General features: G+C 64.7%; 26 protein-coding genes. 7 read left to right on the top strand and 19 right to left on the bottom strand.

Features of this window, described 5'->3' with window-relative positions; all coding sequences use genetic code 11:
• Positions 1-102: 102 nt before the first annotated feature.
• Genes ligD through ku form a run of 3 tightly spaced genes read right to left on the bottom strand, consistent with a single transcriptional unit; the run spans position 103 to position 4002 of the window.
• Complete coding sequence (gene ligD, locus ACNAOH_RS07925) at positions 103-2628, bottom strand: DNA ligase D (protein ID WP_443969657.1); 2526 nt, start codon at positions 2626-2628, stop codon at positions 103-105.
• Complete coding sequence (locus ACNAOH_RS07920) at positions 2628-3113, bottom strand: MgtC/SapB family protein (protein ID WP_443969656.1); 486 nt, start codon at positions 3111-3113, stop codon at positions 2628-2630. The genes ligD and ACNAOH_RS07920 overlap by 1 nt, the downstream gene beginning before the upstream one ends.
• Position 3114: 1 nt before the next feature.
• Positions 3115-4002 carry a non-homologous end joining protein Ku gene (ku, locus tag ACNAOH_RS07915; protein ID WP_443969655.1) on the bottom strand — a complete coding sequence of 296 codons (888 nt, stop codon included), beginning with the start codon at positions 4000-4002 and terminating at the stop codon, positions 3115-3117.
• Positions 4003-4141: 139 nt separating this feature from the next.
• On the opposite strand from ku, the gene ACNAOH_RS07910 reads away from it, so the two are divergent.
• Positions 4142-5998, top strand: coding sequence for an ABC-F family ATP-binding cassette domain-containing protein (locus ACNAOH_RS07910; protein WP_443969654.1), 1857 nt, complete (start codon positions 4142-4144; stop codon positions 5996-5998).
• A gap of 22 nt (positions 5999-6020) precedes the next feature.
• Here the strand turns inward: ACNAOH_RS07910 and ACNAOH_RS07905 are convergent, their stop codons facing one another.
• The 8 genes from ACNAOH_RS07905 to ACNAOH_RS07870 form a co-directional block, all read right to left on the bottom strand.
• Complete coding sequence (locus tag ACNAOH_RS07905; RefSeq protein WP_443969653.1) at positions 6021-6728, bottom strand: spermidine synthase; 708 nt, start codon at positions 6726-6728, stop codon at positions 6021-6023.
• Positions 6689-7252, bottom strand: a complete 564-nt coding sequence (locus tag ACNAOH_RS07900) for a pseudouridine synthase (protein ID WP_443969652.1) — start codon at positions 7250-7252, stop codon at positions 6689-6691. The genes ACNAOH_RS07905 and ACNAOH_RS07900 overlap by 40 nt, the downstream gene beginning before the upstream one ends.
• Positions 7253-7258: 6 nt before the next feature.
• Positions 7259-8413: a JmjC domain-containing protein gene (locus ACNAOH_RS07895; RefSeq protein WP_443972080.1), complete on the bottom strand. Its 1155-nt coding sequence runs from the start codon at positions 8411-8413 to the stop codon at positions 7259-7261.
• 90 nt (positions 8414-8503) lie between these two features.
• Entirely contained in the window at positions 8504-9247 is a 744-nt protein-coding gene (locus ACNAOH_RS07890; protein WP_443969651.1) for a TSUP family transporter, read from the bottom strand.
• A 45-nt stretch (positions 9248-9292) separates the two neighbouring features.
• The gene (locus tag ACNAOH_RS07885) at positions 9293-10510 is read right to left on the bottom strand and encodes a TolC family protein (RefSeq protein WP_443969650.1); all 1218 of its coding nucleotides are present in this window, start codon (positions 10508-10510) and stop codon (positions 9293-9295) included.
• On the bottom strand, positions 10507-10806 hold the full coding sequence (locus ACNAOH_RS07880; RefSeq protein WP_443969649.1) for a DUF3240 domain-containing protein: 300 nt from the start codon (positions 10804-10806) through the stop codon (positions 10507-10509). The genes ACNAOH_RS07885 and ACNAOH_RS07880 overlap by 4 nt, the downstream gene beginning before the upstream one ends.
• Positions 10803-13874, bottom strand: coding sequence for an efflux RND transporter permease subunit (locus ACNAOH_RS07875; protein ID WP_443969648.1), 3072 nt, complete (start codon positions 13872-13874; stop codon positions 10803-10805). Before ACNAOH_RS07875 ends, ACNAOH_RS07880 begins: the two co-directional genes overlap by 4 nt.
• Positions 13874-14974: an efflux RND transporter periplasmic adaptor subunit gene (locus ACNAOH_RS07870; RefSeq protein WP_443969647.1), complete on the bottom strand. Its 1101-nt coding sequence runs from the start codon at positions 14972-14974 to the stop codon at positions 13874-13876. Before ACNAOH_RS07870 ends, ACNAOH_RS07875 begins: the two co-directional genes overlap by 1 nt.
• Before the next feature lie 75 nt (positions 14975-15049).
• Here ACNAOH_RS07870 and ACNAOH_RS07865 point away from each other — a divergent pair, with 75 nt between their 5' ends.
• Entirely contained in the window at positions 15050-15703 is a 654-nt protein-coding gene (locus ACNAOH_RS07865) for a response regulator transcription factor (protein WP_443969646.1), read from the top strand.
• Positions 15700-17016: an ATP-binding protein gene (locus ACNAOH_RS07860; RefSeq protein WP_443969645.1), complete on the top strand. Its 1317-nt coding sequence runs from the start codon at positions 15700-15702 to the stop codon at positions 17014-17016. Before ACNAOH_RS07865 ends, ACNAOH_RS07860 begins: the two co-directional genes overlap by 4 nt.
• Positions 17017-17033: 17 nt before the next feature.
• Here ACNAOH_RS07860 and ACNAOH_RS07855 read toward each other — a convergent pair whose 3' ends face one another.
• The 4 genes from ACNAOH_RS07855 to ACNAOH_RS07840 form a co-directional block, all read right to left on the bottom strand.
• Complete coding sequence (locus ACNAOH_RS07855) at positions 17034-17498, bottom strand: hypothetical protein (protein ID WP_443969644.1); 465 nt, start codon at positions 17496-17498, stop codon at positions 17034-17036.
• Between the two features lie 142 nt (positions 17499-17640).
• Positions 17641-17919, bottom strand: a complete 279-nt coding sequence (locus tag ACNAOH_RS07850) for a DUF1971 domain-containing protein (RefSeq protein ID WP_443969643.1) — start codon at positions 17917-17919, stop codon at positions 17641-17643.
• Between the two features lie 3 nt (positions 17920-17922).
• Entirely contained in the window at positions 17923-18609 is a 687-nt protein-coding gene (locus ACNAOH_RS07845; protein ID WP_443969642.1) for an alternative oxidase, read from the bottom strand.
• Entirely contained in the window at positions 18606-19049 is a 444-nt protein-coding gene (locus ACNAOH_RS07840) for a group III truncated hemoglobin (protein WP_443969641.1), read from the bottom strand. Before ACNAOH_RS07840 ends, ACNAOH_RS07845 begins: the two co-directional genes overlap by 4 nt.
• Before the next feature lie 90 nt (positions 19050-19139).
• Between ACNAOH_RS07840 and ACNAOH_RS07835 the strand changes: the two genes are divergently transcribed.
• Positions 19140-19589 (top strand): RrF2 family transcriptional regulator, encoded by a 450-nt coding sequence (locus ACNAOH_RS07835; RefSeq protein ID WP_443969640.1) that lies wholly within the window; start codon positions 19140-19142, stop codon positions 19587-19589.
• Between the two features lie 74 nt (positions 19590-19663).
• Here ACNAOH_RS07835 and ACNAOH_RS07830 read toward each other — a convergent pair whose 3' ends face one another.
• Positions 19664-20287: a hypothetical protein gene (locus ACNAOH_RS07830; protein ID WP_443969639.1), complete on the bottom strand. Its 624-nt coding sequence runs from the start codon at positions 20285-20287 to the stop codon at positions 19664-19666.
• Positions 20288-20394: 107 nt separating this feature from the next.
• On the opposite strand from ACNAOH_RS07830, the gene ACNAOH_RS07825 reads away from it, so the two are divergent.
• Entirely contained in the window at positions 20395-21063 is a 669-nt protein-coding gene (locus ACNAOH_RS07825; RefSeq protein ID WP_443969638.1) for a response regulator transcription factor, read from the top strand.
• Positions 21060-22382 (top strand): ATP-binding protein, encoded by a 1323-nt coding sequence (locus ACNAOH_RS07820; protein WP_443969637.1) that lies wholly within the window; start codon positions 21060-21062, stop codon positions 22380-22382. The genes ACNAOH_RS07825 and ACNAOH_RS07820 overlap by 4 nt, the downstream gene beginning before the upstream one ends.
• Positions 22383-22414: 32 nt before the next feature.
• Here the strand turns inward: ACNAOH_RS07820 and ACNAOH_RS07815 are convergent, their stop codons facing one another.
• The 3 genes from ACNAOH_RS07815 to ACNAOH_RS07805 are packed head-to-tail and all read right to left on the bottom strand — an operon-like array spanning position 22415 to position 24584.
• Positions 22415-23797: an aminotransferase-like domain-containing protein gene (locus ACNAOH_RS07815; RefSeq protein ID WP_443969636.1), complete on the bottom strand. Its 1383-nt coding sequence runs from the start codon at positions 23795-23797 to the stop codon at positions 22415-22417.
• Between the two features lie 54 nt (positions 23798-23851).
• Positions 23852-24157 (bottom strand): hypothetical protein, encoded by a 306-nt coding sequence (locus ACNAOH_RS07810; RefSeq protein WP_443969635.1) that lies wholly within the window; start codon positions 24155-24157, stop codon positions 23852-23854.
• A gap of 1 nt (position 24158) precedes the next feature.
• Positions 24159-24584, bottom strand: coding sequence for a DUF983 domain-containing protein (locus ACNAOH_RS07805; protein WP_443969634.1), 426 nt, complete (start codon positions 24582-24584; stop codon positions 24159-24161).
• 328 nt (positions 24585-24912) lie between these two features.
• Here ACNAOH_RS07805 and rnk point away from each other — a divergent pair, with 328 nt between their 5' ends.
• Positions 24913-25323, top strand: coding sequence for a nucleoside diphosphate kinase regulator (rnk, locus tag ACNAOH_RS07800; protein WP_443969633.1), 411 nt, complete (start codon positions 24913-24915; stop codon positions 25321-25323).
• The last annotated feature ends 37 nt before the right edge of the window (positions 25324-25360 follow it).

The following is a 25360-nucleotide window of genomic DNA, read 5'->3' as shown; positions in this document are numbered from 1 at the left end:
GGCGTCGTCAAGCCGGCAAGCTGCTGGTCGCGCATTAAAAACCAGCGGACGGGAAACGGAAGCGACACGCTGTGCCGCGCGCTGTTTCGGACTCCGACGGCGTCAGATCGTTGTAGGTAGATCCTGCGCCGCGAAGCCCCACCCGCGCAGCGCCTTGCTGCGAGATCGCTCCTGCAGATTCTGTGCATCTTGGATGCTGAAGATGTTGGCGCCTGCCATGTCGTCCAGCTCATCCCAGCCGACCGGCACGGCAACCGGCGCGCCTGGGCGCGCGCGCGCGGAGTAAGGCAGTACGGCGGTTCCGCCACGCTGATTGCGCAACCAGTCGATGAAGATGCGTCCCTTGCGTTTCGCCTTGCTCATCGTCGCAACGAAGCGGTCCGGCTCAGCGATGCTCATCGCTTCGGCAAAGCGCCGGGCGAAATCCTTGTGCACGTCCCAATCGTGGCCCGGTGTCAGCGGGACGACGACATGCACCCCCTTGCCACCGGTCAGCATCGCGAAGCTGATTAGGCCGAGATCGGAAAGATGGCGCTTCAGGTCGTGAGCGGCGCGCTTCACATCGTCAAAGTCCAGACCTTCATCCGGGTCGAGATCGAGGATCAGCCGGTCGGGATGCTCGACATCTTCCACGCTCGAGCACCAGCCGTGAAACTCGATGGTCCCCATCTGAACACAGGCAAGCAAGCCCTGAGCATCGGTCACATAGAGATAGTCCTCCACTCCGCCGTCCTTCTCGGCGATCGGCGCCTGCATGACATGCGAACCGAACGAGCCGCTGTCGTGCTTCTGGAAGAAGCATTTGCGCGCGCGCCCTTGCGGGCAGCGCACCAGGCTGATCGGGCGATGGGCAGCGAAAGGCAGCATGAGCGGCGCGATTGCCCGATAATAGGCGGCAAGATCGCCCTTGGTTTCGCCGCTGTCCGGGAAGATGACCCGCCCGGCATTGCTGATGCCTATGGTTTCGCCCTCACGCGGCGGGGCTTCGGATTTTTCGGGTGTCACGTCTTTCGCCTCCTTGTCGCTGCGGAGGCCCAGGAAGCTGGCGTGGCGTGCCCGGCCGTCGGCGGTCAGCTCGGCATAGGCAATCTCGGCCACGAGATGCGGTGTGACCCATTGCGCGCCTCGCGCCTCTTCGCGCGGCACGACGGCAGGGGCGGACTTTCGCGCCAGCGGAGCGAGCTTGCCTGCAAGCTCCTCCAGCGTCTCCGCATCGAAGCCGGTGCCGACCTTGCCTTTATAGACCAGATCATCCCCTTCATGCTGGGCCAGCAGCAGGGACTTGAACGGCCGCGCTTTGGCGTCGCTTTTCGTCCAGCCGATGATGACGAACTCTTCGCGCCGCGTGCACTTCACCTTCACCCAGTTGCGGGTCCGGTCGCCCCGATAGGGGGCGTCGATGCGCTTCGCGATGATCCCTTCCTGTCCCGCGCTGCACATGGCCGCGAACAGCTTCTCGCCCGCACCAATGACATGATCGGCGACGCGAACGGGGGCCTGGCTATTCGCCAGCAATGCATCCAGTCGCTCTTTGCGCTCGATCGTGGGGAGAGACTTGAGATCCTTTCCGTCCAGCGAGAGCAGGTCGAACGCGTAGAAGTAAAGCTGGTCCTTTGCCCCCTGCTCGCCCTTCCCGCGTTTCAGCATGCGCTGAAGCGCCGAAAAATCCGGGTTGCCGTTTTCGTCATGCGCCACGATTTCGCCGTCGATGAGGCAGGCGGGTAAGTCGAGCGCGGCGATCGTCTCGGCAAGCGGAGCAAACTTCTCGGTCCAGTCGAGGCCCGAGCGGGTATAGACTTTCACCGTCTTGCCCCGCGCCGCAATGAGCGCGCGATATCCGTCGAACTTGATCTCGTGCATCCAGTCATTGCCAGTGGGCACGGCATCCACCAGTGTAGCAAGCTGGACCGGCTCGAAAGACGGAACGGGCGCAGCGCGCTTCTTCGATCGGGGCGGGGGCGGGGCCAGATCCGCGTTATGCCTGGCGGCTTTCGCCATGACGGCGTCAAACGCCTTGCCCTTTTTGCCTTGTAGCGATCGGGCGCCCTCCTTGTCGGCTGCGATCTCGGCCATGGTTCTGCCCGTGAGGACGCTGGTGAGATTGCGCTCGACCAGATCGATATCCGTCCCCGAATAGGCATCCTCGATCTTGCGGAGCAGCCAGTTCTCCCGCTTCTCGCCAGGGCGGGGGCGCAGACGGATCAAGATCCACTCGCCCGTCATCCGCTCGCCTTCCAGCCGGAAGTGGAGATGGCCCTTTTCGATGTCGGCAGCGCTTTTGCCCTTGACCGGTTCCCATGTGCCCTGATCCCAGAGCATGACGGTGCCGCCGCCATATTCGCCCTTGGGGATGACGCCTTCGAACCGCGCGTAGGACAGGGGGTGATCCTCCGTCCGCACCGCGAGGCGCTTATCGTCCGGGTCGAGGCTCGGCCCGCGCGTGACAGCCCAGCTTTTCAGTACGCCATCCACCTCCAGCCGGAAATCCCAATGCAGGCGGGTCGCATCATGCTTCTGGACGATGAACAGATTGCCGTCCGCACTGCGTTCCGCCTTTCCGGCCGGCTCCGGCGTGCGCGCGAAATCGCGCTTCTCATTGTAGCGGGCGAGGGAATCCTTTTTCGCCATCACAGTTCTTCTGCCTCGCTCCGAGCGGCGCGGACCCAGCGGCGTTCGACAAGTGCGAGAACAGTGAGCATTATGACCGCAACGATTGCGGCGACGAGAACCAGCGGCCATTGTCCCGCGCCGCAGGCTATGCCGATGATGGTCGCGAGCCAGATGTGCGCGGCGGTCGTCAGATTATGGACTTCGCCCTTGCTCACCACGATCAACCCGGCAGCGATAATCCCGACGAAGGCGCCCGCGCCCTCGAAGATGCGCAGCGGGTCCATGCGCGAGTTAGTGCCGCTGATCTGATAGTAGAGCGCGATCGCGCAGACCGTCATCAGCGCGGCGCTGAAGCAGATGATGCCGTGCGTGCGCAGGCCCGCGCTGTGCCCCTTGAGTTCGCGATCCAGCCCGAGCAGCAGGCCCAATATCGCCGCCGCGCCCAGCCGCAGGAGGATCGTCATATCGATCCAGTGCAGGGGCGTATCGGCATTGAGCTCCATCTCAGGCGCTCTTGCGCTTGGCGGTGGATTTCGCAGGCGGCTTCTTCGTCGCGGCTTTCTTTGCTGTGCTGGCTTTGGCTGGGGCCTTGCTGGCCGAACGCCCGCTTCCCACCGATTTGCGCAATGCGGCCATCAGGTCGATGACGTTACCGCCGGTTGCAGGCGTGTCATCGACATCCTCTAGAATACGGCGGTTGCCGCGCGCCTTGCGCTTCTTCTCGATCAGCCGTTGAAGCGCCTCGACATAACGGTCGTGGAATTCAGCCGGCTTGAAGGGCGCTGTCTTCTTTTCGATCAGGGCAGTGGCGAGATCCAGCAGCTCCGGTTCGGGTTTGGCGTCCGCAATGTCGCGGAAATAGCCCTGCGCCTTGTTGACCTCGTCCGCGTAGCGCAGAACTTCCATGACGAGACCACGGCCGCACGGCTTGATCGAAACCAGCTGCTCGCGCCCGCGCACGGAGAGCTGACCGAGCCCCACTTTCTTCGTGCCCCGCAGTGCCTCGCGCAGCACCACATAGGCTTCCTCGGCGAGGTCGTCCGCCGGCACGATGAAATAGGGCTTTTCATAATAAAGCACGTCGATGTCGCTCGCATCGACGAACTGGACCAGCTCCAGCGTCTTGCGGCTTTCGATCTTGACCGCTTCGATCTCTTCCTCGTCCAGCAGGACATATTCGCCCTTCTCGACTTCATAGCCTTTTACGATCTCGTCGCGATCGACAGGGCCGACACCCGGCGCGACTTTCTCATAGCGAATGCGCTTGCCGCTCGGCTCGTGGATCTGATGAAAGCTGATCGCAGCGCCGGATTTGGTGGCGGGATAGACTTCGACGGGGATCGAAACCAGAGCCAGCCGGATCTGCCCTTGCCAATATGCGCGTGCCGCCATGAAATCCTCCACGGCGACAAGTGAACAAACCCACTATTGGTTCCCATCGGGCCGGGAGGGATCGCGTTGCCATGCCCAGTGCGCTATAATCTTGCCCGTGCCCCTTGGGGTCGGCGGTTCGCGCTGCTAAGGGCGCGCCATGCTCAATCTCAACGACATCACGGTGCGCCTCGGCGGGCGAACCATCCTCGACGGTGCCACCGCCAAGTTGCCGCCGCGCGGCCGCATCGGGCTGATCGGGCGCAATGGCGCGGGCAAGACCACTTTGGTCCGCGTGATCGCCGGGATGCTGGAACCGGATCTCGGCTCCGTGGACATGCCGCGCGGGGCGCGCCTTGGCTATATCGCACAGGAGGCGCCCGGCGGCGAGGCCACCCCGCTCGAAACCGTGCTGGGCGCAGACACCGAGCGCGCCGCGCTGCTCGCGGAAAGCGAGACGAGCGAAGATCCTGACCGGCTCGGCGAGATTTATGACCGGCTGCTGTCGATCGACGCCTATACGGCGCCTTCCCGCGCAGCGCAGATCCTCGTTGGCCTTGGTTTCGACGAGGAGGCGCAGAATCGTCCGCTTTCCAGCTTCTCGGGCGGCTGGCGGATGCGCGTGGCTTTGGCCAGCCTGTTGTTCTCTCAGCCGGACCTTCTCCTGCTCGACGAGCCGTCAAACCATCTCGATCTTGAAGCGGTGATGTGGCTGGAGGATTTCCTTCGCGCTTATCCCGCGACCATCCTGCTGGTTAGCCACGAGCGCGATTTCCTCAACAATGTCGTCGATCATATCCTGCATCTGGGGAGCGGCAAGCTGACGCTTTATCCCGGCGGCTATGACGCCTTTGAGCGGCAGCGCGCCGAACGGCAGGCGCAGCTGGCCTCGGCCCGTGCCCGGCAGCAGTCCGAGCGGGAGAAGCTGCAGGATTATGTCGCTCGCAATTCCGCGCGCGCATCGACGGCCAAGCAGGCGCAGTCCCGCGCCAAGGCGCTCGCGCGAATGCAGCCCATCGCGGAACTGGTCGACGATCCGACGTTGACGTTAGATTTCCCGGATCCGGACGAGCTGCGCCCGCCGCTCATCACGCTCGATCTGGCAGCCGTGGGTTATGGCGAGACGCCGATCCTGCGCCGGCTGAACCTGCGGCTGGACCCGGACGACCGGGTGGCGCTTCTTGGCCGCAACGGCAACGGCAAGACCACGCTGGCGCGCCTGCTCGCCGCGCAGCTCACCCCTATGGAAGGCGCCATGAACGCCTCTGGCAAGATGCGGGTGGGCTATTTCACGCAATATCAGGTCGAGGAGTTGGACCGCGACGAGACGCCGCTGCAGCACATGAAGCTGCTGATGACGGGCGCGAGCGAGTCGGCCGTGCGCGGTCAGCTCGGGCGCTTCGGCTTCCCGGCACAGAAGGCGACGACGCTGGTCGGCAAGCTTTCCGGTGGCGAGCGCGCACGGCTGGCGCTGGCGCTCATCACGCGTGACGCGCCGCACATGCTGATCCTCGACGAGCCGACCAACCATCTGGATGTCGATGCGCGCGAGGCGCTGATCCAGGCTCTCAACGCCTATTCCGGCGCGGTCATCATCGTCAGCCATGACCGGCACATGCTGGAGATGACGGCGGACCGCCTCGTTCTCGTCGATGGTGGCACCGCCAAGGAGTTCGACGGATCGCTCGACGACTATATCGCCTTCGTGCTCAGCAAGGATGGCGATGCGCCCAAGGGCTCCAAGGCGGATCGCAAGCGTGCCGCAGCGGACGCGCGGGAAAAGCAGCAGGATCTGCGCAAAGCCGCCAGCAAGGCGGAGGCGGAACTCTCTCAGCTGGTCGACAAGCGTGATAAGCTCGACGCCGCGATGGCCGATCCTTCCCGCGCCGACAAGGAGCTACAGGGGCTCAATATGTCGGAGCTCAGCAAACGCCGCGCACAGGTCGCCACCCTGATCGAGGTGGCCGAACTTGCCTGGATGGAAGCGAGCGAAGCGCTGGACGCCGTCAGCGCCTGATCTCTGATTTCAGGGCGTGATCTCAGGCGCGACGGCCAAACCAGATGCGGTGATGGGCGCCTTTGCCATTTGGCCGCGCTCTCACGATCACTTCGTCCACCTCGAACCGGGCATCGCGGAGCCGACGCGTGAAGGCCGGATCCGGATAGGCCGACCATATGGCAAGGACGCCACCCGGCCGGAGCGCAGCCCTGGCGGCGGAAAGGCCCGCAGGCGAATAGAGGCAGTTATTCTCCCGCCGGGTCAGGCCCTCTGGGCCGTTGTCGACATCGAGCAGGATGGCGTCATAGCCGCCCCTGGCCGCGTCGATCAGCATGGCCACATCGTCCTGCACCAGCGTCACGCGCGGGTCGTCCAGACAGCCGGATGTGAGGGCCAGCATCGGGCCGCGCGCCCATTCGATGATCTCCGGCACCAGCTCCGCGACGGTGATGCCCGCGTCCCCGCCCAGACATGCCAGCGCGGCGCGAAGCGTGAAGCCCATGCCATAGCCGCCGATCAGCAGTTGCGGCGCGGTGCGCGCGCCGAGCCGGTCAATCGTCATCGTTGCCAGCGCTTCCTCGGAGTGGCGGACGCGTGTGCTCATCAGTTCGTTGCGGTCGAGCGCGATCGTGAACTCTTCGCCGCGTTGCATCAGTCGCAATTCGGTTCCATCGGGTACTCGCGCCGTGCCGATCAGTTCTGCATTCTTCAAATGGCGTCTCCTGCCGGTGTCTGCGCGTTGCGCCATTGCCCCGGCTCTATGCCATCCAGGGTCCAGTCGCCGATGCGCCAGCGCACCAGTCGCAATGTTGGAAGTCCCACCGCTGCCGTCATTCGCCGCACTTGCCGATTGCGCCCCTCGCGGATCGTCAGCCGCAGCCAGCAATCCGGCACTGTCTTGCGGAAGCGCACGGGCGGATCGCGCGGCCAGAGCGCAGGATCGTTGATCTGCTCCGCCTCGGCGGGCAGGGTCATGCCGTCCTTCAGTCGCACGCCGCGCCTCAGCGCATCCAGCGCTGCCTCGTCCGGATCGCCCTCAACCTGAACGAGATAGGTTTTCGGGGTCTTGAATCGGGGATCGGCGATCCGCGCCTGCAATCGGCCATCATCGGTAAGCAACAACAGCCCCTCACTGTCGAGGTCGAGCCGCCCGGCGGGGTAAAAGCCGGGGCGATCGATGAAAGCGGCCAGCGTCGGGCGCGGCGGGCCAGTCCGTTCGCCCGAGAACTGGCAGAGCACCCCATAGGGCTTGTTGAACAGAATGAGTGCCACGGCCGGTCAGTCCTCGTCATCACCGTAGAACGACAGGCTGCCCTGATCGACAAGCGTGGCGAGCAGGGTGACGACTTCCGGTGATGAAGCGGCCTCGGCATCGAGATATATGACCGATCCTTCGCAGAGCCGTTCGGCGAGAGCGGCAGTTTCGCCCTCGCAGTCGAAGCAATGCCCGTCCACGAAGAGTAGGATGCCGGGCTCCTGTCGGATGAAGGAAAAGCGGCTGGCCGGGTTGCGGTAGAGGGGCGCGCCTTCAAGCAGGAGCGTCCGCATCGTCTCGTGATCGATGGGTTCCTCCGGCCGCCAGTCGACATCGGCATATTTGGGCTGGCTGTTATGCGTGCCGAACCAGCGCGCGAATGCCGCGCGGTCGCAAAGCGCCTCCAGCGTCATGGCGTGAAGGCGATCGATCGCGGAGGCAGTGATTTCGCCCGGATGGGACTGGCGCGTCAGATCCGGGTCCGCATAGCGATCGTCTTCCGTCAGTGCATCCGCCTGATGCGCGCTCCAGCCGTCGATCAGGTCGGCTCGCGAAGGCGCCCTGAAGCCAACGGAATAGGTCATGCAGTCGTCGCTTGCGGCGATGCCGTCATGGGCGAAGAGCGGCGGCACATAGAGAATATCGCCCGGCTCCAATATCCAGTCTCCCGTCGCTTCGAAGTCCGCGATCAGGCGCAGATCATCATGCGGGATCAGCGGCGTACCGACATTGCAGCGTGGCCCAACGCGCCAGCGTCGCGTACCGAGCCCCTGCACCAGAAACACGTCATACTGGTCAAAGTGCGGACCGACCCCGCCGCCGTTTGTTGCGTAGCTGACCATCACATCGTCGATCCGCCAGTCCGGAATGAAGCGGAATGGTTCGATCAGCGCAGCTACATCCGGCACGTGCTGGTCCACGGCCTGCACCAGCAGCGTCCACGGTGCGCTTCCAAGTTGGCTGAAGCGTGCCTCGGGCAGAGGGCCGCTTTCCATCGTCAGGCGGTCGCCCTCTCGCATGATAAGGCGGGACTCGATGCCCTCTTCGCACGACAGACCGGCAAGCTCGTCCGGCTCGAGCGGATTGCGCCACGCATTCCAGGGATTGCGGATCAGCAACGGGCGCTTCTGCCAATGTTCCGCGAGGAACCACGCGATGTCTAACCCGACAAGCTGCATGTCGATCCTGTGCGAATGAGGCGCCAAAAAAGCTCCAGAGCCATGGACGCCTGCCTTGCCGGGGTCAATGCCGCTTCCGGGTCGTTCGTGTCAGAGCAGGATCTCTGCGGCCTGAATGAGGAATATCACGCCCATGGACGTGACGATCCAGCGCCGGGCCGCCTTGAAGTGGCTGTCGCTCATGCGATCGAGAATTCGGCCGCCAATCACGATCCCCACCATGGAGGCGAGGACGGCGACGGTCACCATCGTCATCGGCACGACGGCCCGTGACGATGCGCTGAGCAAGACCGTGCCGTAGACGAGGATCTTGGAGGCATGGCCGATGGCCTGCATCGCGGCCTTGGTCGCGACGATGCGGTGGCGCCCCATTGCCGTGCGCACGAAGAGCAGGTCAGTGAGGGGGCCTGATACGCCGGACAAGAGGGAGAGGATCGTCGAACCAAATCCGCCGATCACCGAATGCCAGGGATTAAGAGCGTCGAGGCTCAGCCTGCGCTCGGGCACCCAGACGAGAATAGGCAGGAGGCCAAGGACGAGGAACACGAACGCCTTGGTGGGCACCCAGGTGATGAGCGCGAAAAGCCCCATGGCCAGAGCCGAGCCCAGCCCGAACGTGAGCAGCACTCGCCATTCGACATGAGCGCGGTGCAGCAGTAGCCGCCAGAGATTCGACGCGAACTGAATGATGCCGTGGAGTGCAAGCGCGGAGGCTGCCGGAAGCATCCAGGTGAAGATCCCCATCAGGATCAGCCCACCCGCCATGCCGAAGATGCCGGAAATGACGGACGTCAGCAGGGATGCGAGGATGATAGTCGCGGAGAAGACACCCATGGGGCGACGTTACTCTCCGCGATGGCGGCTGCAAGCGCCTGGAGATCATTCCATCCAGAGCGTGTGGGAATCGATCCGCAGCTTCAGGATAAGCCGCGCGGCCGTCGCGCGTGCTGCAAGTTCCTGCGCCCGTGCTTCGTTGGCCTGCCGTTCCGCATAGAGCCGGTCGGCGAGATCGATCGCGCCCAGTTGCTGGCCACGGGCGGCGAGTGCGGCACTTTGTTCGGCACGCGCGACGGCGTCCCGGCTCGCGCGCCAGGCATCCTCGCGCGCGCGATACTCCGCAATATCGGCGGCGGCGTTGCCCCTGATCTCGCGCTGCACGGCGGCGACTTCCGACTGAGCGGCATTTGCCTGCGCATTGGCCTGCCGCGCCAGCGCGCGCCGCTGTCCGCCACCTATCGGCAAGGAGAGATAAACGCCGGCACCCCTTTCCTCGCCTCCGCGCTCGCTGAACAGGCGCACACCGAGCGAGGGGTCCGCGATGCGATCCGCGTCGGCGCGGCGGGCGAGCACGGTCTGCCGTTCGGCTTGACCGCTGGCAGCACCAATCTCGTGGCTACGCTCTACGATCAGCGCCTCCAGCTGAGGGAGACCCTCCTCCGGTACTGTCGGCTCTGCGATAGAAGGCGGATCAGCAGGCAGCGGAAGATCCGGAAAGCGAACGGACAGGAGCGTTCTCGCCCGATCGCGCACGGCCGCGGCATCGCCCAGTTGCGCCTGTGCGAGTGCAAGCGCAGCCTCTGTCTGCCGCATGTCGAGTTGCGCGACGTCGCGCGCATTCAGCCTTTTGCGTGTCGCGCTCACCAGCGTTTCCTGATTTCGGACCAGCCCCTCGGCATTGCGATGCAGCTCGGCGGCCAGCAGCCAGTCATACCAGAGCTCGCCCAGCACCAGCGCGGCGTGATGGCGCGTATCCTCCATCTGGTTCTGGGCAATGTCGACGCCCAAAACGCCGGCTCGGCGGTCCAGCGCTGCCTTGCCCGGCAGGCGGAACGCGCGGCTGATCGTGGTGTCATACTCGGCATATCGGTCGCCGGGATCGACTGTTCGGCGGGACAGCGTGCCCGTCGCCATGATCTCATGCGGGCCGATGCGCAGGGCGTCTGCTTCCGCGCGCGCCGCATCCACCCGTGCGTTCGCCGCTTCTACATTGGGCTGCGCGTCGAGCGCGTGGATGACCAGTTCGGCAGGCGGCAGATCGCTCGTCCGGGCGACAGCGGGCAGGGCGACCCCGGCAAGAAGGAGCAAGGCCCACTTCATTCCACACGCCCTCCATCCAGCACCGCGACCGTCCGCCAGCGGAACGGCAGGCGCCGCCGCGCTGCTGTCGCCGCTTCGATTGCATCCCGCACCCGGTCTTCCGGCAGCTCGACGTCCAGCACCGTGCGCACCAGTGCCCCGGCCACATGCTCGGCTGTTCCGGCATTCGCGAAGTCCTGAGCCAGCACATCTTCCCGGCGCATATGGACAGGGGCGTGGAGGAGGTTGCGCAGCGCAACTGCGATTGCCTCCGCGTCATGAGCTGCGCAGAAGATCGTCAAAAGCATCAAATTCATGCCGTAACCTCCCGCCTGCTCTCGCCGAAACGCTCGTAAAGGATAGGCAGAAGGACGAGGGTCAGAAGTGTGGACGTGACCAGCCCGCCGATCACCACGATTGCGAGCGGGCGCTGGATCTCCGACCCCGGACCGGTCGCGAAAAGCAGCGGCACGAGGCCGAAGGCCGTGATGCTCGCCGTCATCATCACGGGGCGCAGTCGCCGTTCAGCCCCGGTCCGCACGGCTTCCGCCATAGGCAGCCCGTCCTCTCGCAGTTGCCGGAAGTAAGCCACCAGCACGAGCCCGTTCAGCACCGCGATTCCCAAAAGCGCAATGAAGCCGACCGAGGCCGGGACCGACAGATAGGAGCCCGTCGCCCATAGCGCGACGATGCCACCGACTGCCGCGAAAGGGATGTTGGCGAGAATGAGCAGGGCGCCGCGCAGGGACTTCAGTGTTGCGTAGAGGACGAGGAAGATGAGAAGCAGCGCGGCGGGGATCACCATCATCAGGCGGGCGGACGCACGCTGCTGGTTCTCGAACTGGCCGCCCCAGACGAGGCGGTAGCCGGCGGGGAGCGGAACCTCCCCCGCTACCTTTGCCCGGGCCTCGTCGACATAGCCGACGAGATCGCGCCCGGAGACGAACGCCTGCACGAGCGCGTAGCGCGAGCCGCTCTCATGATCGAGGCGGATCGGCCCTTCGACCTTCCTTATCTGAGCGAGATCGCTCACGCGCGCCAGCTCGCCGGACGGCGTCGTCACCTGAAGATCGGCAAACCGGGCGGGGTCGTTGCGGATGTCGTCCTCGCCCCGGATGATGAGCGGAATGCGCTTCTGCCCTTCCGCGACGATGCCTGCGGGCAGGCCTTCCAGCTGGGCACGCAGCGCATCCTGCAGCATATCGACCGGCATCGCGGCCCGACCTGCGGCAGCACGATCAATGTCGAGCTGCAGATAGTCGATGCTCTCGTTCGCCACGGTCAGCACTTCCGAGGCACCGCGTGTCGCCTGCAGGACCGTCTGCACCTTCCCGGCCAGCTCCGCGAGCGTCTTGAGATCGGGGCCGAAAATCTTGACTGCAAGGTCGCCGCGCGCGCCCGTCAGCATCTCCGCCACCCGCATCTCGATAGGCTGTGTGAAGCTGGGCTCGAAGCCGGGCATCCCTTCCAGCACCCGGCGCATCTCGTTGACCACGAACTCCCGGTCTCCGCGCCACTCGCTGGATGGCTTGAGCGTGACGAACAGGTCGGTCTCGTTGAGGCCCATGGGGTCGAGGCCGATCTCATCGGTGCCGGTGCGCGAGATCACGCCGGTGACTTCCGGAACCCTTGCGATCAGCTCTGCTTCCACGCGCGTCGTCAGCGCCTGGGATCGCGCCAGGCCGATGGTTGGGAGCTTGGTGATCTGAATCACCACCGAGCCCTCGTCCATGGTCGGCATGAACGTCTTGCCGACGCCGCCATAGGCAAGACCGGCGACCGCAAGGCCACCTGCTGCAAGTCCGTAGACGAGCGTCCTGCGGGCGAAGGCGCCAGCGAGCAGCGCTGCATAGCGCGGCGAAAGCTGACGCATGATCCACGGCTCGCCATGGTGGCCGCTCTTGAGGCCATAGGATGCGAGCACGGGCACCAGCGTGAGCGCGAGCAGCAGCGATCCCGCCAGCGCGAACATGATGGTGAGCGCGACGGGGGCGAACAGCTTGCCTTCCAGCCCCTGCAGGGAGAGGAGCGGCAGAAAGACCAGCGCGATGATGAGCAGACCGGCCGAGACCGGCACGATCACCTCGGCAGTGGCGCGGAAGACGATGTTGAGACGCGGACTGGTGTCGTCCTCCGCGCGGTTGAGCCGCTCGACGACATTCTCGACCACCACGACGGCGCCGTCGACGAGCATACCGATAGCAATTGCGAGGCCGCCGAGGCTCATGAGATTTGCGGAGAGACCGACAGCGCGCATGAGGAGGAATGTGGTGAGCGCGGCCATGGGCAGGGTCGCCGCGACGATCGCGGCGGCGCGCCAGTCCCCCAGGAACAGCACCAGCAGCACGATGACGAGGATCGTCGCCTCGATCAGCGCCTTCTGCACCGTGTTCACGGCGCGTCCGATAAGGTCCGACCGGTTGTAGAACACGCTGATCTTGGCGCCCTGAGGCAGCGTGTGCTGCAATTCGGCGATGCGCGCGTCGATGCCGTCCACCACCTGCCGTGCGTCGGCGCCGCGCAGGGCAATGACGAGCCCTTGCACAGCCTCTCCCTTGCCGTGCGCGGTAACCCCGCCATAGCGGGTCAGCGATCCCGCGCCGACTTTCGCGACGTCGCCCACGCGCACGATCGCTCCGGCGCGACTCTCTATCGCCATGTTCTCTATGTCGCTGATGCTGCTTATCGCGCCCACGGCCCGAACAATCAGCGCTTCCTCGCCCACGGTCAGGCGGCCCGCACCGTCGTTGCGGTTGCCGCGCTCGATGGCGGTCTTGAGGTCTTCGATGGAAAGGCGGGCAGTCGCTAGCGCCACTGGGTCCGGCCGCACTTCATAGGTCCGCACGAACCCGCCCAGCGCGTTGACGTCCGCCACGCCCGGCACGGTGCGCAGTGCGGGACGGATCGTCCAGTCGAGCAGTTCCCGCTTTTCCGAAAGTGAAAGGGGGCCGTCTATCGTGAACATGAATACGTCCGACAGCGGAGTGGAGATGGGCGCCATGCCGCCCTCCACGCCTGCTGGCATCTCGCCCATGACCCCGGCCAGCCGCTCACCCACCTGCTGGCGTGCCCAGTAGATATCCGTCCCGTCGACAAAGTCGATCGTGATATCCGCGATGGCGTATTTTGCGGTGGAGCGCAGCACGGCTTGATTGGGCAGGCCGAGCATCTCCAGCTCGATTGGCGCGATCACCCGCGTCTCGACTTCCTCGGGCGTCATGCCCGGCGCCTTGAGGATGATCTTCACCTGCGCCTGGGCAATGTTCGGATAAGCATCGACCGGCAGGGTCGAGTAGGCCCAGCCGCCGAGCCCGGCGACGATCAGCGTCAGCGCCAGCAGCAGCAGGCGATAGGAAAGCGACCAGGCGACGAGCGCGCGCAACATCAGTCCTGCCCCACGATCGCCTTGAGTTCGCTGACGCCGCTGATCGCGATCTGCTCTCCGGCGCGCAGGCCGGATCTCACCAGAACACGGCCATTGGCGGGCGTGCCAACCGAGACGGGGCGGGCAGCGACACCCCGTGCCTCCCGCACGAACACGGTGGGCTTGCCGTTCACGTCCACCACGGCGGCAGCCGGGATGACGAGCGATCCTGCCGGGGCGGGCGCGAGAATGATTGCGGGCAGCGCGCGTCCGGAGACGACGCCCGGCCCGGCCGGAATGCGCGCGCGCAGCCGCGCCGAGCGGGTTTCCATGTCCAGCACGCTCGCCACGCTGGTGACTTCACCGCGAATGTCGCCCGGCAGCTGTACGGCCATACCCGGCCGGACTTCGCCCAGCAGGCGCGCGGGGAGCTGCGCGGTCAGCTCGTAGCGGCTCACGGCATCGATCACATAAGCCGCAGTCGACTCGCTCACCGGACTGCCGGTCTGGATGGACGCGTTGGTAATCTTGCCGGCGATCGGCGCGGTCAGCGTGTAACTTCCCTTGCCGGGCGCTCCGTTGACCAGCCGGACGATGCGGCGCTGCTCGCCCAGTTCCGCTTCCGCTTCGCGCAGGGCTGCCCGTGCCTCGTCCGCACGGGATCCGGCGATAACCCCTTCGCGAGCGAGCTGGCTGAGGCGGCGATCATTTGCCCGTGCGAAGTCTGCTCGGGCGGCTGCCTGCTCGATGCCCGCACCGAGCGTGAAGAGTTCGCGCGCCGCGACGATGGCGAGGGGCTGTCCCTGGCGGACGCTGTCGCCCTCCACCACGAGCGTGCGTGTCACCACACCGGGGATGACCGTAGCGACAGCCACGCGCGCATTGGGGGGAGGCGCCAGCGTGGCCGGAACAGTCGCGATCGGTATCTCGGCGGCGGTCTCGGCGGATGCGAACCGGACGCCGATCCGCTCAAGCTCCGCGGCGTTCAGAGTCGCCGCGCCGTTCTGCGCGGAGGGCGGCGCTGTTTGCGCGGCTTCATTGCGCGCATTGTCTTCGCCGGGTGCGCAGGCAGCCAGCGCACCGAGCAGCGCAAGCGCTGGCATCAGCCGATAGTCACTCATTTCCGCGCCCCCAAACTTTTCTGCTGGCGCCGCATCTACCTTCGCAACCTGACAGAAACCTGTCAGAAAGCCCGGATGCGTATCTTGCTGGTGGAAGATGAAGCGGAGCTCGCCCGCCGTGTGGCGGCGAATCTCATGCGCCACGGCATGACCTGCGAGTGGCTGGCCAATGCCGAGGATGCGGTGGATTTCGCCGGAGATGGCTTCGCCGTTCTGGTGGTCGATGTCGGTCTGCCTGGCATGTCCGGCATCGATCTGGTGCGGACGTTGCGGGCGAAGGCGATCAGGACGCCTATCCTCATCCTCACGGCGCGCAGCAGCTGGCAGGAAAAGGTGGAGGGGCTGAACGCCGGTGCCGACGATTTCATCGTGAAACCAGTGCGGACCGAGGAACTGGTCGCGCGCGTTCATGCCCTTGCGCGTCGCGCAATGGGGTTCAGTGCCACGCGCCTCTCCATCGGCGCGCTCGCCATCGATACGGCAAGCAACGAGGCCTGGCTTGGCGATGTCTTGCTCGCGCTTACCCCCAGCGAGTTCCGCTTGCTGCAGTTGCTCCTCTACAATGCAGGCCGCACCGTTACGCGGCAGAGCATCCTCGATAATCTCTACAGTCTCGATATCGAGCGCGATGACAATGCCATCGAAGTTCTGGTCGGTCGGCTGAGACGGAAGATTGGCCGTGAGCAGATCGTGACGGTGCGCGGCCTCGGCTACAGGATCGCGACATGAGCCCGGCTCTGCGCGGAAGCCTGCGGCTTCGCCTGATTGTTGGATCGACGGTCGGCATTTTGCTGGCAATGCTGCTTGCCGGCCTGTTCATCGGCAATCTCTACCGGCTGCACACCACCGAGCGGTTCCAAAGCGAGCTCGATCATCATCTCAGCGAACTGATCGCAATGAGCAACGTAGATGAGCGGGGGGCGGTCCATGTGACCCAGCCGCTCTCCGACCCCCAATTCAACGCGGAGGGCTCCGGTCTCTACTGGCAGGTGGATAGCGGTCAGGGCCGGGTTGTGCGCTCCGTCTCGCTTGGCGGCTCGCGGCTTGCGGCTGGTTCGCTCGACGGAAAATGGGCTACAGGCCGGGTGGGAGACCAGATCCTTCTGCAACGCAGTGTCCGCTTCAGGATCGGCGAGCATGAGGTGATCGCCACCATTGGCTCTGCGCGCTCGCTTCTGGAAGAGCAGCTGCGTGCATTCTGGGCCGATCTCGCCTTGTCGATGATTGTTGTTGGTTTCCTGCTTATGGCTGGAGCTATGGCGCTGGTTCGCTTCGGCCTCGCCCCCGTGCGAAGGCTGGGCTCCGAGGTCGATCGTCTTCGCCATGGGGAGATAGCGCGGCTGGACTCCCACGAGCCTGCAGAGTTCGCGGCGCTTGTGAGGCAGCTCAATGCCTTGCTGGACAGTCAGGCGCAACTCATTACCCGCGCGCGCACTCAGGCGGGCAATCTTGCGCACGATTTGCGCACGCCGCTTGCCCTTGTCATCGACGAAGCGGAAAAGCTGCATCGGGCCGGGCTCACCGAAAGCGCGGACTTCCTGCTGGAGCGCTGCGCGCGGATGCAGCGCCAGATCGACTATCATTTGACGCGGGCGTCAGCAGCCGGGACGCGCGGGGCGGGCACATTGACATCCGTTTTGCCCCTCGTCGATCAGATCGTCGCGGCCATGCAACGTCTCCACGGCCACCGGGGCGTTTCGGTCGAAACGGACGTGCCGGCGGGCCTCCGCCTCCCGTGCGATGAGGGCGATCTGGCGGAGATCCTTTCCAATCTCATCGACAACGCTTTCAAATGGGCGAAGCAGAGCGTCGTGATCGCTGCTGGCCCGGACTGGGTGACGATTCGCGACGACGGAACCGGTATTCCCCCCGAGAAGCGGGACATGGTGATGGCAGTCGGCGCAAGGCTGGACCCAGATAAGCCCGGAAGCGGTCTGGGACTCGCCGCGACGGCCGACTTGCTGCAAGTCTATGGCGGAGAGCTTATCCTGGAAACGTCCGAGGTGGGCGGGCTCTGCGCAAGGGTTCGCTTCAGACCGTAACAGCGGCACCATTTCGATCAAAACAGTCCGTGACTGCCACCGACCGCACCGACCACAGCGGTAACAGATACCGCGAGCAGCAGCAGATGCATGCGCTCCATCCGGGCGAAATCCTGTGCCGGCGCGTGCGAGCGCGCCATGCGGCGGTGCAGGAATACTGGCTCGATGACAAACAGCATGAGCGCGAAGATCGCCCAGACGGCAATCATGGCGTGCATCCACCAATATTGCGGATCGAGAAGGCGGTAGCCCATCTCTCCACGCCACATCATCCAGAAGCCGCTCGCTCCGGCAAGCAGCACCCAGATCTCCGCCTGCGGAGCGAAGCGCCCTTCGAGCTTGTGGAACGCTGTCAGGCGCTGCTCCGGAGAATTGCCGGCGCGGATGGACGGCATCACCACCAGCGTCACGAATGCCACCCCGCCGATCCAGAACAGGACGGAGACGACGTGAATGACGCGCGCGATGGTGAAGTCGTCCATGGCTCTATCCTGTCAGGCCGCCAGCAACTCGTCGGCAGGGCGAAAAATTCATAGTGGATGCGGCTCGCCGAGAGGCCCGCGAGCGAAAGCGCCGAGACCGCATCCTGACAGGGATGGAAGAAAGGAAAAGAGAGGGCGGGGGTTAGTGCCCCGGCGGGTGCTGATCGTAGAAGTCCACCTGCATCTGCATGTCGCCCAGAGGTGTGACGAAATGCGGCTCCTGCGGCCGGACCAGTCCCGGCCGGTCGGGCGTGAGGATCACCTCCGAGGGCGGATCGAGATATGTGAGTTTCAGCCTACCCTCGATCACCCGGATAACGCCCCACACGCCCGCCTTGGTATTGTGGCGGGCGCGCAGGGCAGCGGGCAACGTGGTCTGATCGAATGTGGGCGTCGATCGGTAAGGTATCACGTTGCCCATGGGTCAGGCCGCCAGCCTGATGTCGTCGGCATGCTCGGGATAAGGCGCCGCCTTGATCGCCGGTGCCTTGCCAGCCAGCTCATCGGCGAAGCCGTGGTTGACGTCGCGGTGGTGCGCTTCGTCCGCGCGCACGACCAGCACGACGTCCCTCAGGGTCGCATGATCCGGCAGCTTCCAATAGTGCCGCGCGATCTCCGGCGCCGGCACGTTGGCGCTGCGGCCTTCGTCGATCTCCTTGAGATAGAGGGTGTAGCTGATGACCGCTTCTTCCTCGAAGTAGCCGACGATACGGTGAGCCGTGCGCGCGCTGACAAGGTACAAGCCGAAGAAGGCGACGTAGAAGACCCATTGCACGCCGAGGATCACCATGCGCTCGAAGAGGGTAGGCTTTGCGACCTCGATGAACGTCATGAGGTGCATGCGCTCATTCTCCGCTTCTTCCATCAGGGTGCGGATCCAGCCTTTGTCATCACACATGCGGCGCAGGCATCTAAGATGCGTGAGGGTCGCGCCGACCATGCCCGGCACTGCCGCGACCGTCTCCAGCACGATGGCACGGTGGCCATAGCGTTTGGCGAAGAAGGTGTCGGCACACCAGCGAAGCAGCTTGGTGAAGCCCAATGCGACCCGGTCGCGCATGTCGCGCGGCTTATGGTGGACAGTGAGGTCGACGAAAGGAATATCGGTCATGACAGCACGCTCCTTTGAACAGGGTCCGTCGCGTCGGTGCTGCGGCGTGCGGGCCGGGACGCCGGCTGGTCATCCAGCCGGAAGAACATGGCGAGTTGCAGGCTCTGGGCAATGCGGTTCGCGCGATCCTGAAGAGCAGCAGCGGCATCCGGCGCCATGAGCTCGTTGGTGGTCCGCGCCCAGAGCGCCAGCCACCGATCGAACAACGCGGGTGTGATGCGGCTCTTGTGCTTCACATGGGCGGGGATGGGCTGGCCCTTATACCGGCCGCTGGTCAGCATCACGGAGGACCAGAAGGCTGTGAGCTTGTCGAGATGTTCCGGCCAGTCGTGAATGGCATCGTTGAAGATCGGCCCGAGTTCGGCGTCGGCGCGAACGCGGTCATAGAAGCGATCCACAAGGATCTTCAGACCGTCATCATCGAGCTGTAGCGGCTCCATCACCTCGACTCCAAATCATGTATTAACTATGCATCTATACGCGCGGCTTAAAACATGCAACAACAATGCATATTATATTTCGGAGTGCCGATGCGTCTCACTCGCTACACGGATTATGCCATGCGGGTGCTGCTCTATCTGGGGCGGCAGCCCGATAAGCTCGCCTCGATTGCCGAGGTCGCCCGCGCCTATCGCATATCGCAGAACCACCTCATGAAGGTCGTGAACGATCTGGTGAACGCCGGCTATCTGGAAAGCGTGCGTGGCCGGAACGGCGGCATCCGACTCGCTCGTCCGCCTGCGGAGATTAATGTCGGCGCGCTGGTTCGGCACACCGAAGATGATTTTGATCTGGTCAATTGCGGGTCATGCCTCATTGCACCCGCTTGCGGTCTGACCAGCGTGCTCGATGAAGCGCTGCTGGCCTTCCTGAGCGTGCTGGACAGCTATTCGCTGGCAGACGTGCTGGCCCGAAAAGGGGACTTTGCGTATCTGCTCCACGTTTCGGATGCAGTGCCGTTTCCCTTGGCAGAGCAATAGCCGTCTAAAGCGCGGCACCTCGGCCCGTTCTGATCTGACAGCCGCACCGATCGTCAGCGCGGCTGTCTCGCTCATCATTTGCTGGCGGAACCTGCTCCCGGCAGTTGCGGATTTGCCGTTCGAGAGTCGATGGGGACGCCATTGGCGTCGACTGGAGGAGGCGCTACCGCACCACCGGACGGGGGAGGGGCAGGCGGCGGTGCCCCGACGCCGCCGGGAGGCGGCGGGGTAGGCCCAGCGCCCGGTGGCGGTGGCGGTGGCGGGGGCGGCCCGTCGTGATGCGGTCCATGGGGCGGGGGAGGCCCGCCGACATCAGTGATGCGTCCTTGCGCATCCACCAGATAAGAAGCGCGCAACTGTCCATTGTCGTACCGGCCCTGTACCATCAGGGCGCTGCCCGTGCGGACCACATCGGAGCCGTCCGGGCCTGCATCGATTAGCAGGCGACCGCTGCCATCCTGCATGATGAACCTGTCGCCATAGACCTCGGCGATCTTGCCCTTCACCGTCACGGTGCCGCTGGTCTGCGCCAGCTTTGCGATTGCTGTGGGCAGGGCCGGCGCCATTTCGACAGGGGGACGCATGTGGGATACGACGCTGGCGCCTGCGGCGGCACCCAGTGCGAGCAGCGCGACGGCGCCGCCCGCCAGTTTTGCCCGAAGCGGAATGCGCGAGCCCGAGTTCTTCCAGTCGACCATCTTTCAACTCCTTGGTTGTCGATGACTCTCTTCTATGATCTGTGATCCGACCCAGCCTGAAGCTGGCGTTTCATGTTCGGTTTAACCTGCGGTTCTATTTTGCGGCCATGCGTATCCTGCTTGTCGAAGACGATCCTGATCTGGGGGACGCGATAGCGCGGCGGCTGCGGGCCGAGAATTGCGCGGTGGACCTGGTCGATAATGGCGTCGATGCCCAGCATCTGGGTGAGACGGAAACCTATGATGCTGTGGTGCTCGATCTTGGCCTGCCCGGCAAACCCGGTGCCGAGGTACTGGCCGCATGGCGCAAAGGCGCGCGGGCCGTGCCGGTTCTGGTGCTCACCGCGCGTGAAGCCTGGGCCGACAAGGTGACGGCCTACAAGGCAGGGGCCGACGATTATCTGACCAAGCCGTTCCGCATGGAAGAACTCATGATGCGGCTGCGCGCGATCGTGCGTCGGTCGGCGGGGCACGCCGCGCCGCAGATGGTCTGCGGTCCATTGGTCTTCGAGAGCCAGACCGGCCAGTTCGAGCTCGATGGCCTGCCGCTCCGCCTCACGGCCTTTGAGTGGCGCGTCCTCTCCCAACTGATGATGCGCCGGGAAGCGGTCGTGGAGCGGCTCGATCTGCTGGAGCGCATCTACGAAGGCGATGCAGATGTCGATTCCAATACGCTGGATGTCATCATCGGCCGCCTGCGCCGCAAAATCGGCATAACGCTGATCGAGACCGTCCGGGGGCGCGGCTATCGCCTCACAGCCGGCGTGACGCCATGAAGCGCTGGTCGTTGCGGGCCAGAATGCTGGGCTTGTCGGCGGTGGCGACGCTGCTGGCGCTCGCCATTGCCGGCTGGGCCACGGCAGGCATCCTCAGCCGCTTCGTGACCGAGGGACTCGACCAGCGGCTGGATGCGCAGATCGCTCTCATGGCGAGCGCCGTGCGCGCGGATGGGACGGTCGATCGCCTGGCCATCGAGCAGCGGGCAGGCGCCATGACGCTGGGCCGGGACTGGCGCTGGCGGATCGTCGGCCCGGCCGGGACGATCAGCTCAGCGGATTTCCCCGAGCTCGATCCGCCCCCCCACCCGCCCGGAGGGCACGGCCCGCCAGCCGATGCATTGCCAGCCCCGGCCCATCCCATCCCGCGTGAAGGGACGGACAGCGACGGGCCAGTCCATGCCCGGCAAACCACCATCGCTACAAGCAGAGGGCCGGTGACGCTCATCGCGGCTGCGCCATCGCAGGTGATCGCCCGGCCGATCCGCGCGGCACTCATGCCGTTGCTGACCGTCATTGCCGTCCTGGCCATCCTCTTTGCGCTGGCGGCGTTTTTTCAGCTTCGCTTCGCGCTTCGACCGATCGTCGCCTTGCGGGATCAGCTTGGCGAGATCCGCCGGGGCGCGAGAACGAGTGTCGAGGAGGATCAGCCGGCGGAGCTGAAGCCGCTGGCGATGGAGCTGAATGCGCTGGCGAGTGAAAGTGCCGCTGCCCTGAATGCCGCCCGCGCTTCCGCCGCCAATCTGGCTCATGCGCTCAAGACACCGGTGGCGACGCTTGCCCTGACGGTGGGGGACAGGCCTCAGGCGAGCGCGCAGGTCGATCGGATCGAGGAGGTCATCCGCCATCATCTCGCGCGGGCCAGAACCGTGGCAGTCGCGCATCGCGCGAGGACGCCGCTTGCCCCCGTCGTCGCGGACATCGCAACTGTGATCGGGTCGCTCTATCCCGCGCGCACGATCGCGGCCGATGTGCCGGCGGACCTTGCCGTGTCGCTTGATGCGCATGACCTTGCCGAGATCATGGGCAATCTGCTCGACAATGCCGCGCGTCATGCCCGCTCGGCCGTCTCCGTGACGGCGCGCTTGGAAGGGCGGCATGTCATCCTGGCCATTGAGGATGATGGTTCAGGCATACCGGAGGCGTTGCGGGAGCAGGCGATGCAACCGGGCGTCCGGCTCGATGAAACACCAGCAGGCGACGGGTTCGGCCTCGCGATCGTGCGAGACCTTGTGGCGCTCCACGGGGGCTCGCTGGAATTGCGTGAGGGCGGGCGGGGCGGCCTGCTTGTGCATCTTTCTTTGCTGTCGGCCGGGTAAAGCACCCGAACCGACTGCGAACATCTTAGTGGTTAGACCAGCGAGGCCTTTCGGGTGGCGTCCGGGTCGATCAATGCGCCAAGCAGCCGCATCGCACGCTCAAGCTGATGGCCTGTTATGGTCCCTCCGATCGACACACGCAGAGCAGGCGGTGCGCTCTCTCGCTCCACTGCGAAGGCGTCACTGGTTATGGCGGAGAGGCCATGGGTGCGGAGTGTGGACGCGATCTGCTCCATGTCCGCATCTGCGCCAAGCGGCACCCAGAGATGATACCCATCTTCGTGGGACGTGAAGGCAGAGGCGGGCAGAATTTTTCGCACGATCTGAAGGCGTGTCCGCGCTTCGGCGCGAACCTCCCCGATCATTCGCTCGAACAGGCCGTTATCGATCCACCCGCAGACAATCGCGGTGTTGAGCGGCGGCGCCATGATCGCCGTTTCATGGATATCGGCGGCGAGACGCCATGCCTGCTTGACCCCCGGCGCGCGAAGCCACGCGACACGCAGACCGGGAGACAGAATTTTCGACACGCTTGCGATGTGCCAGCTCTGGTCAGGCGCGAGGGCGGCCAGTGGCGGAAGGCGGTCCTTGGCGAGCAGCCCGTAGGCGTCATCCTCGATCAGTAATAGCCCGTGCTGCTCGACCACCTGCGCAATTGCTTTCCGCCGTTCGAGGCTCATCGTCACCGTCGTCGGATTTTCATTCGCGGGGACCACGTACAGCCCGCGAATCTCCTCGGCCTCGCACAGACGCGCGAGCGCGTCGGCATCGATTCCCTCGCTGTCGAAGGGCACGACGCGGAGCGAAACGCCAAAGCGACGTGCAAGCGCCAGCAGCCCCGGATAAACAAAGCGGGCAACTGCGAGCACGTCTCCCGCCCTCAGCTCGGCACTGAATATCGCGTGCAGCGCGTGCTGCCCCCCGGCCGTAATCAGCACGCTGTCCTCGAAACAGTCTATGCCCCGTGTGGCGAGCAGCCGGGCTCCCGCCTCCCGTGCTGACGGCATTCCCCCGCGCGGCTGATATTGTTGTGCGAGTGGCTCGCTTCCTCCCAAGAGCGTTTCGACCGATCGCCGAAATTCCACAGAAAGCAGGCCGCCGGGCAATTCGGGCGGCGCGTTCATTCCCGCATCCCCCGTCTCCGACCGCGCCATTGTGGCGCTTGGCTTTTGACGATCCCGGATGAAGCTGCCCCGCCGTCCATCGCTCTCGATCACGCCAAGACGCTGGGCATGGCCATAAGCGCGGGTAATCGTGGTGAGGTCGACGCCGAGCGAGCCGGCCAGCGCGCGCTGAGGCGGAAGGCGCATGCCGGGCGTCAGCCTTCCCGCCTCGACATCGCGCAGCAGCGCGTCCGCTATGGCCAGATATTTCGGCCCAAGACTGTCCGTAATGTCGGGTTTCCAGGATTGCATGGATATATCCTACGAAAAAGCGGGCTTCGCATCCATACAATATGCTGAAGGAGATTAGCCGGCCGTGTAAGCCAGAATGTCGTTCCCCGCCAGCGCTGCACGGGCGATCTCGCCCTGATCGTGGAAGGCCAGCGCGGCGTAACAATCGCCATCGCCCCAGAAATCCTTGTCGGCATAGGCATCAAGGGCGCGTTCGAATCGGTCGAGCTTTGCCCCAAGGTCGCGAAGGGCAATAAGGGCCACCTGCACCTCGGGAAAGTCGTCGCCCTGTCCTGCGAGGATCACGCGCTCGATATCTTCGCGCCCGGCCTCTCGGAAATGGGCGGCGGCGATCCTACGCGCATCGGCCAGCGTTGCCATTTCAGTCTTCAAAGGCACTGCCCTTGCGTCCGTCCAGTTTCGCCCAAAGCTTTTCTGTGCCTGCTTCCTGCGCGCGGTTCACAAACTGGGATGCAACCAGCCATCCTTTAAGTGGGCGCAGCGGCAGCAGGCATCCCGCAATCATGAGCGGCAGGGACGTGAACAAGTGAACCCACATGGGCGGTGCGACAGCGACCTGGAACCACACGACAATGAGAGTGAGAGGAAAGGCCACGATGCAAAGCGAGAAAAAGGCCGGGCCGTCATCCGGACTGGCGAAGCGATAATCGAGTCCGCACTCCGGGCATTTCTGCGTCATCTTCAGCCAGGAAACGAACATGTGGCCCTTGCCGCAGCGGGGGCACAGCCCCTTCCAGCCGGTCCGCAGTATCCACGCGAATTTCTCGCTGCCGCTGATTTCGGACATATCTTTCGTCGCCTTGCTCACTGTAGAAATCCATACATAGACATTTTGTATGCCTTTTGCAATCTATGTATGGATATATGGCACGTGCCAATGATCCTCGGCGGTCGCACCGGCAGTCGGGTTTGACATCGGGAGACCATGGCCCCATGTTTGCTCCATGGTGAGACGAGCATGGCATTTCCGGTTTCGACTCCATGGGGGTCAGCTTCTCGCGGGCATCTAGCCCCGGGTTCCGGTGCAGCACGCCCCGAGCCCGGGGCACCTTTCGCTAGACTGACGCGCGAAGCCCGCGAGGCCGCGCGCTCCCTCATCGCCGAAAGCCCGCACCATGGAAACGCGCGCCTCCACTGCATCCCCTGCCATTCATCTGATCGACACCGAAGCTGATACGCTGGCCGACCTGGCCGTGAGTATCGAAGACCGGTTGCCGCAAGTCAGCGAATTGCTCCTGCGCGAAATCGGTCGCGCAAATATTCACTCTCGCCAGAGCATCGGCAGCGATGTCGTGACCATGCATGCGGCGATCGATTTCGTTGACGAAGCGAGCGGCGCCACCCGTTCGGTCCAGCTCGTTTACCCCAAGGACGCCGATATCTCCGCTGGCCGCATTTCCATCCTGACGCCGATCGGTGCGGGGTTGATTGGCCTTCGCGAAGGGCAGTCGATCCTTTGGCCCGATCGTGAGGGGCGGGAACGCCGTCTCAAGGTCGTCAAGGTCAAGCAGCGGGCCACGGCCTGAGCGCCTGCTACCGCGCCACCTTGCCTCGGCCGAAGCT

It is taken from the genome of Sphingobium sp. CR28 (assembly GCF_052327305.1).
In the GTDB taxonomy this organism is placed as follows: Bacteria; Pseudomonadota; Alphaproteobacteria; order Sphingomonadales; family Sphingomonadaceae; genus Sphingobium.
This window is presented reverse-complemented; position numbering and strand designations above follow the sequence as displayed.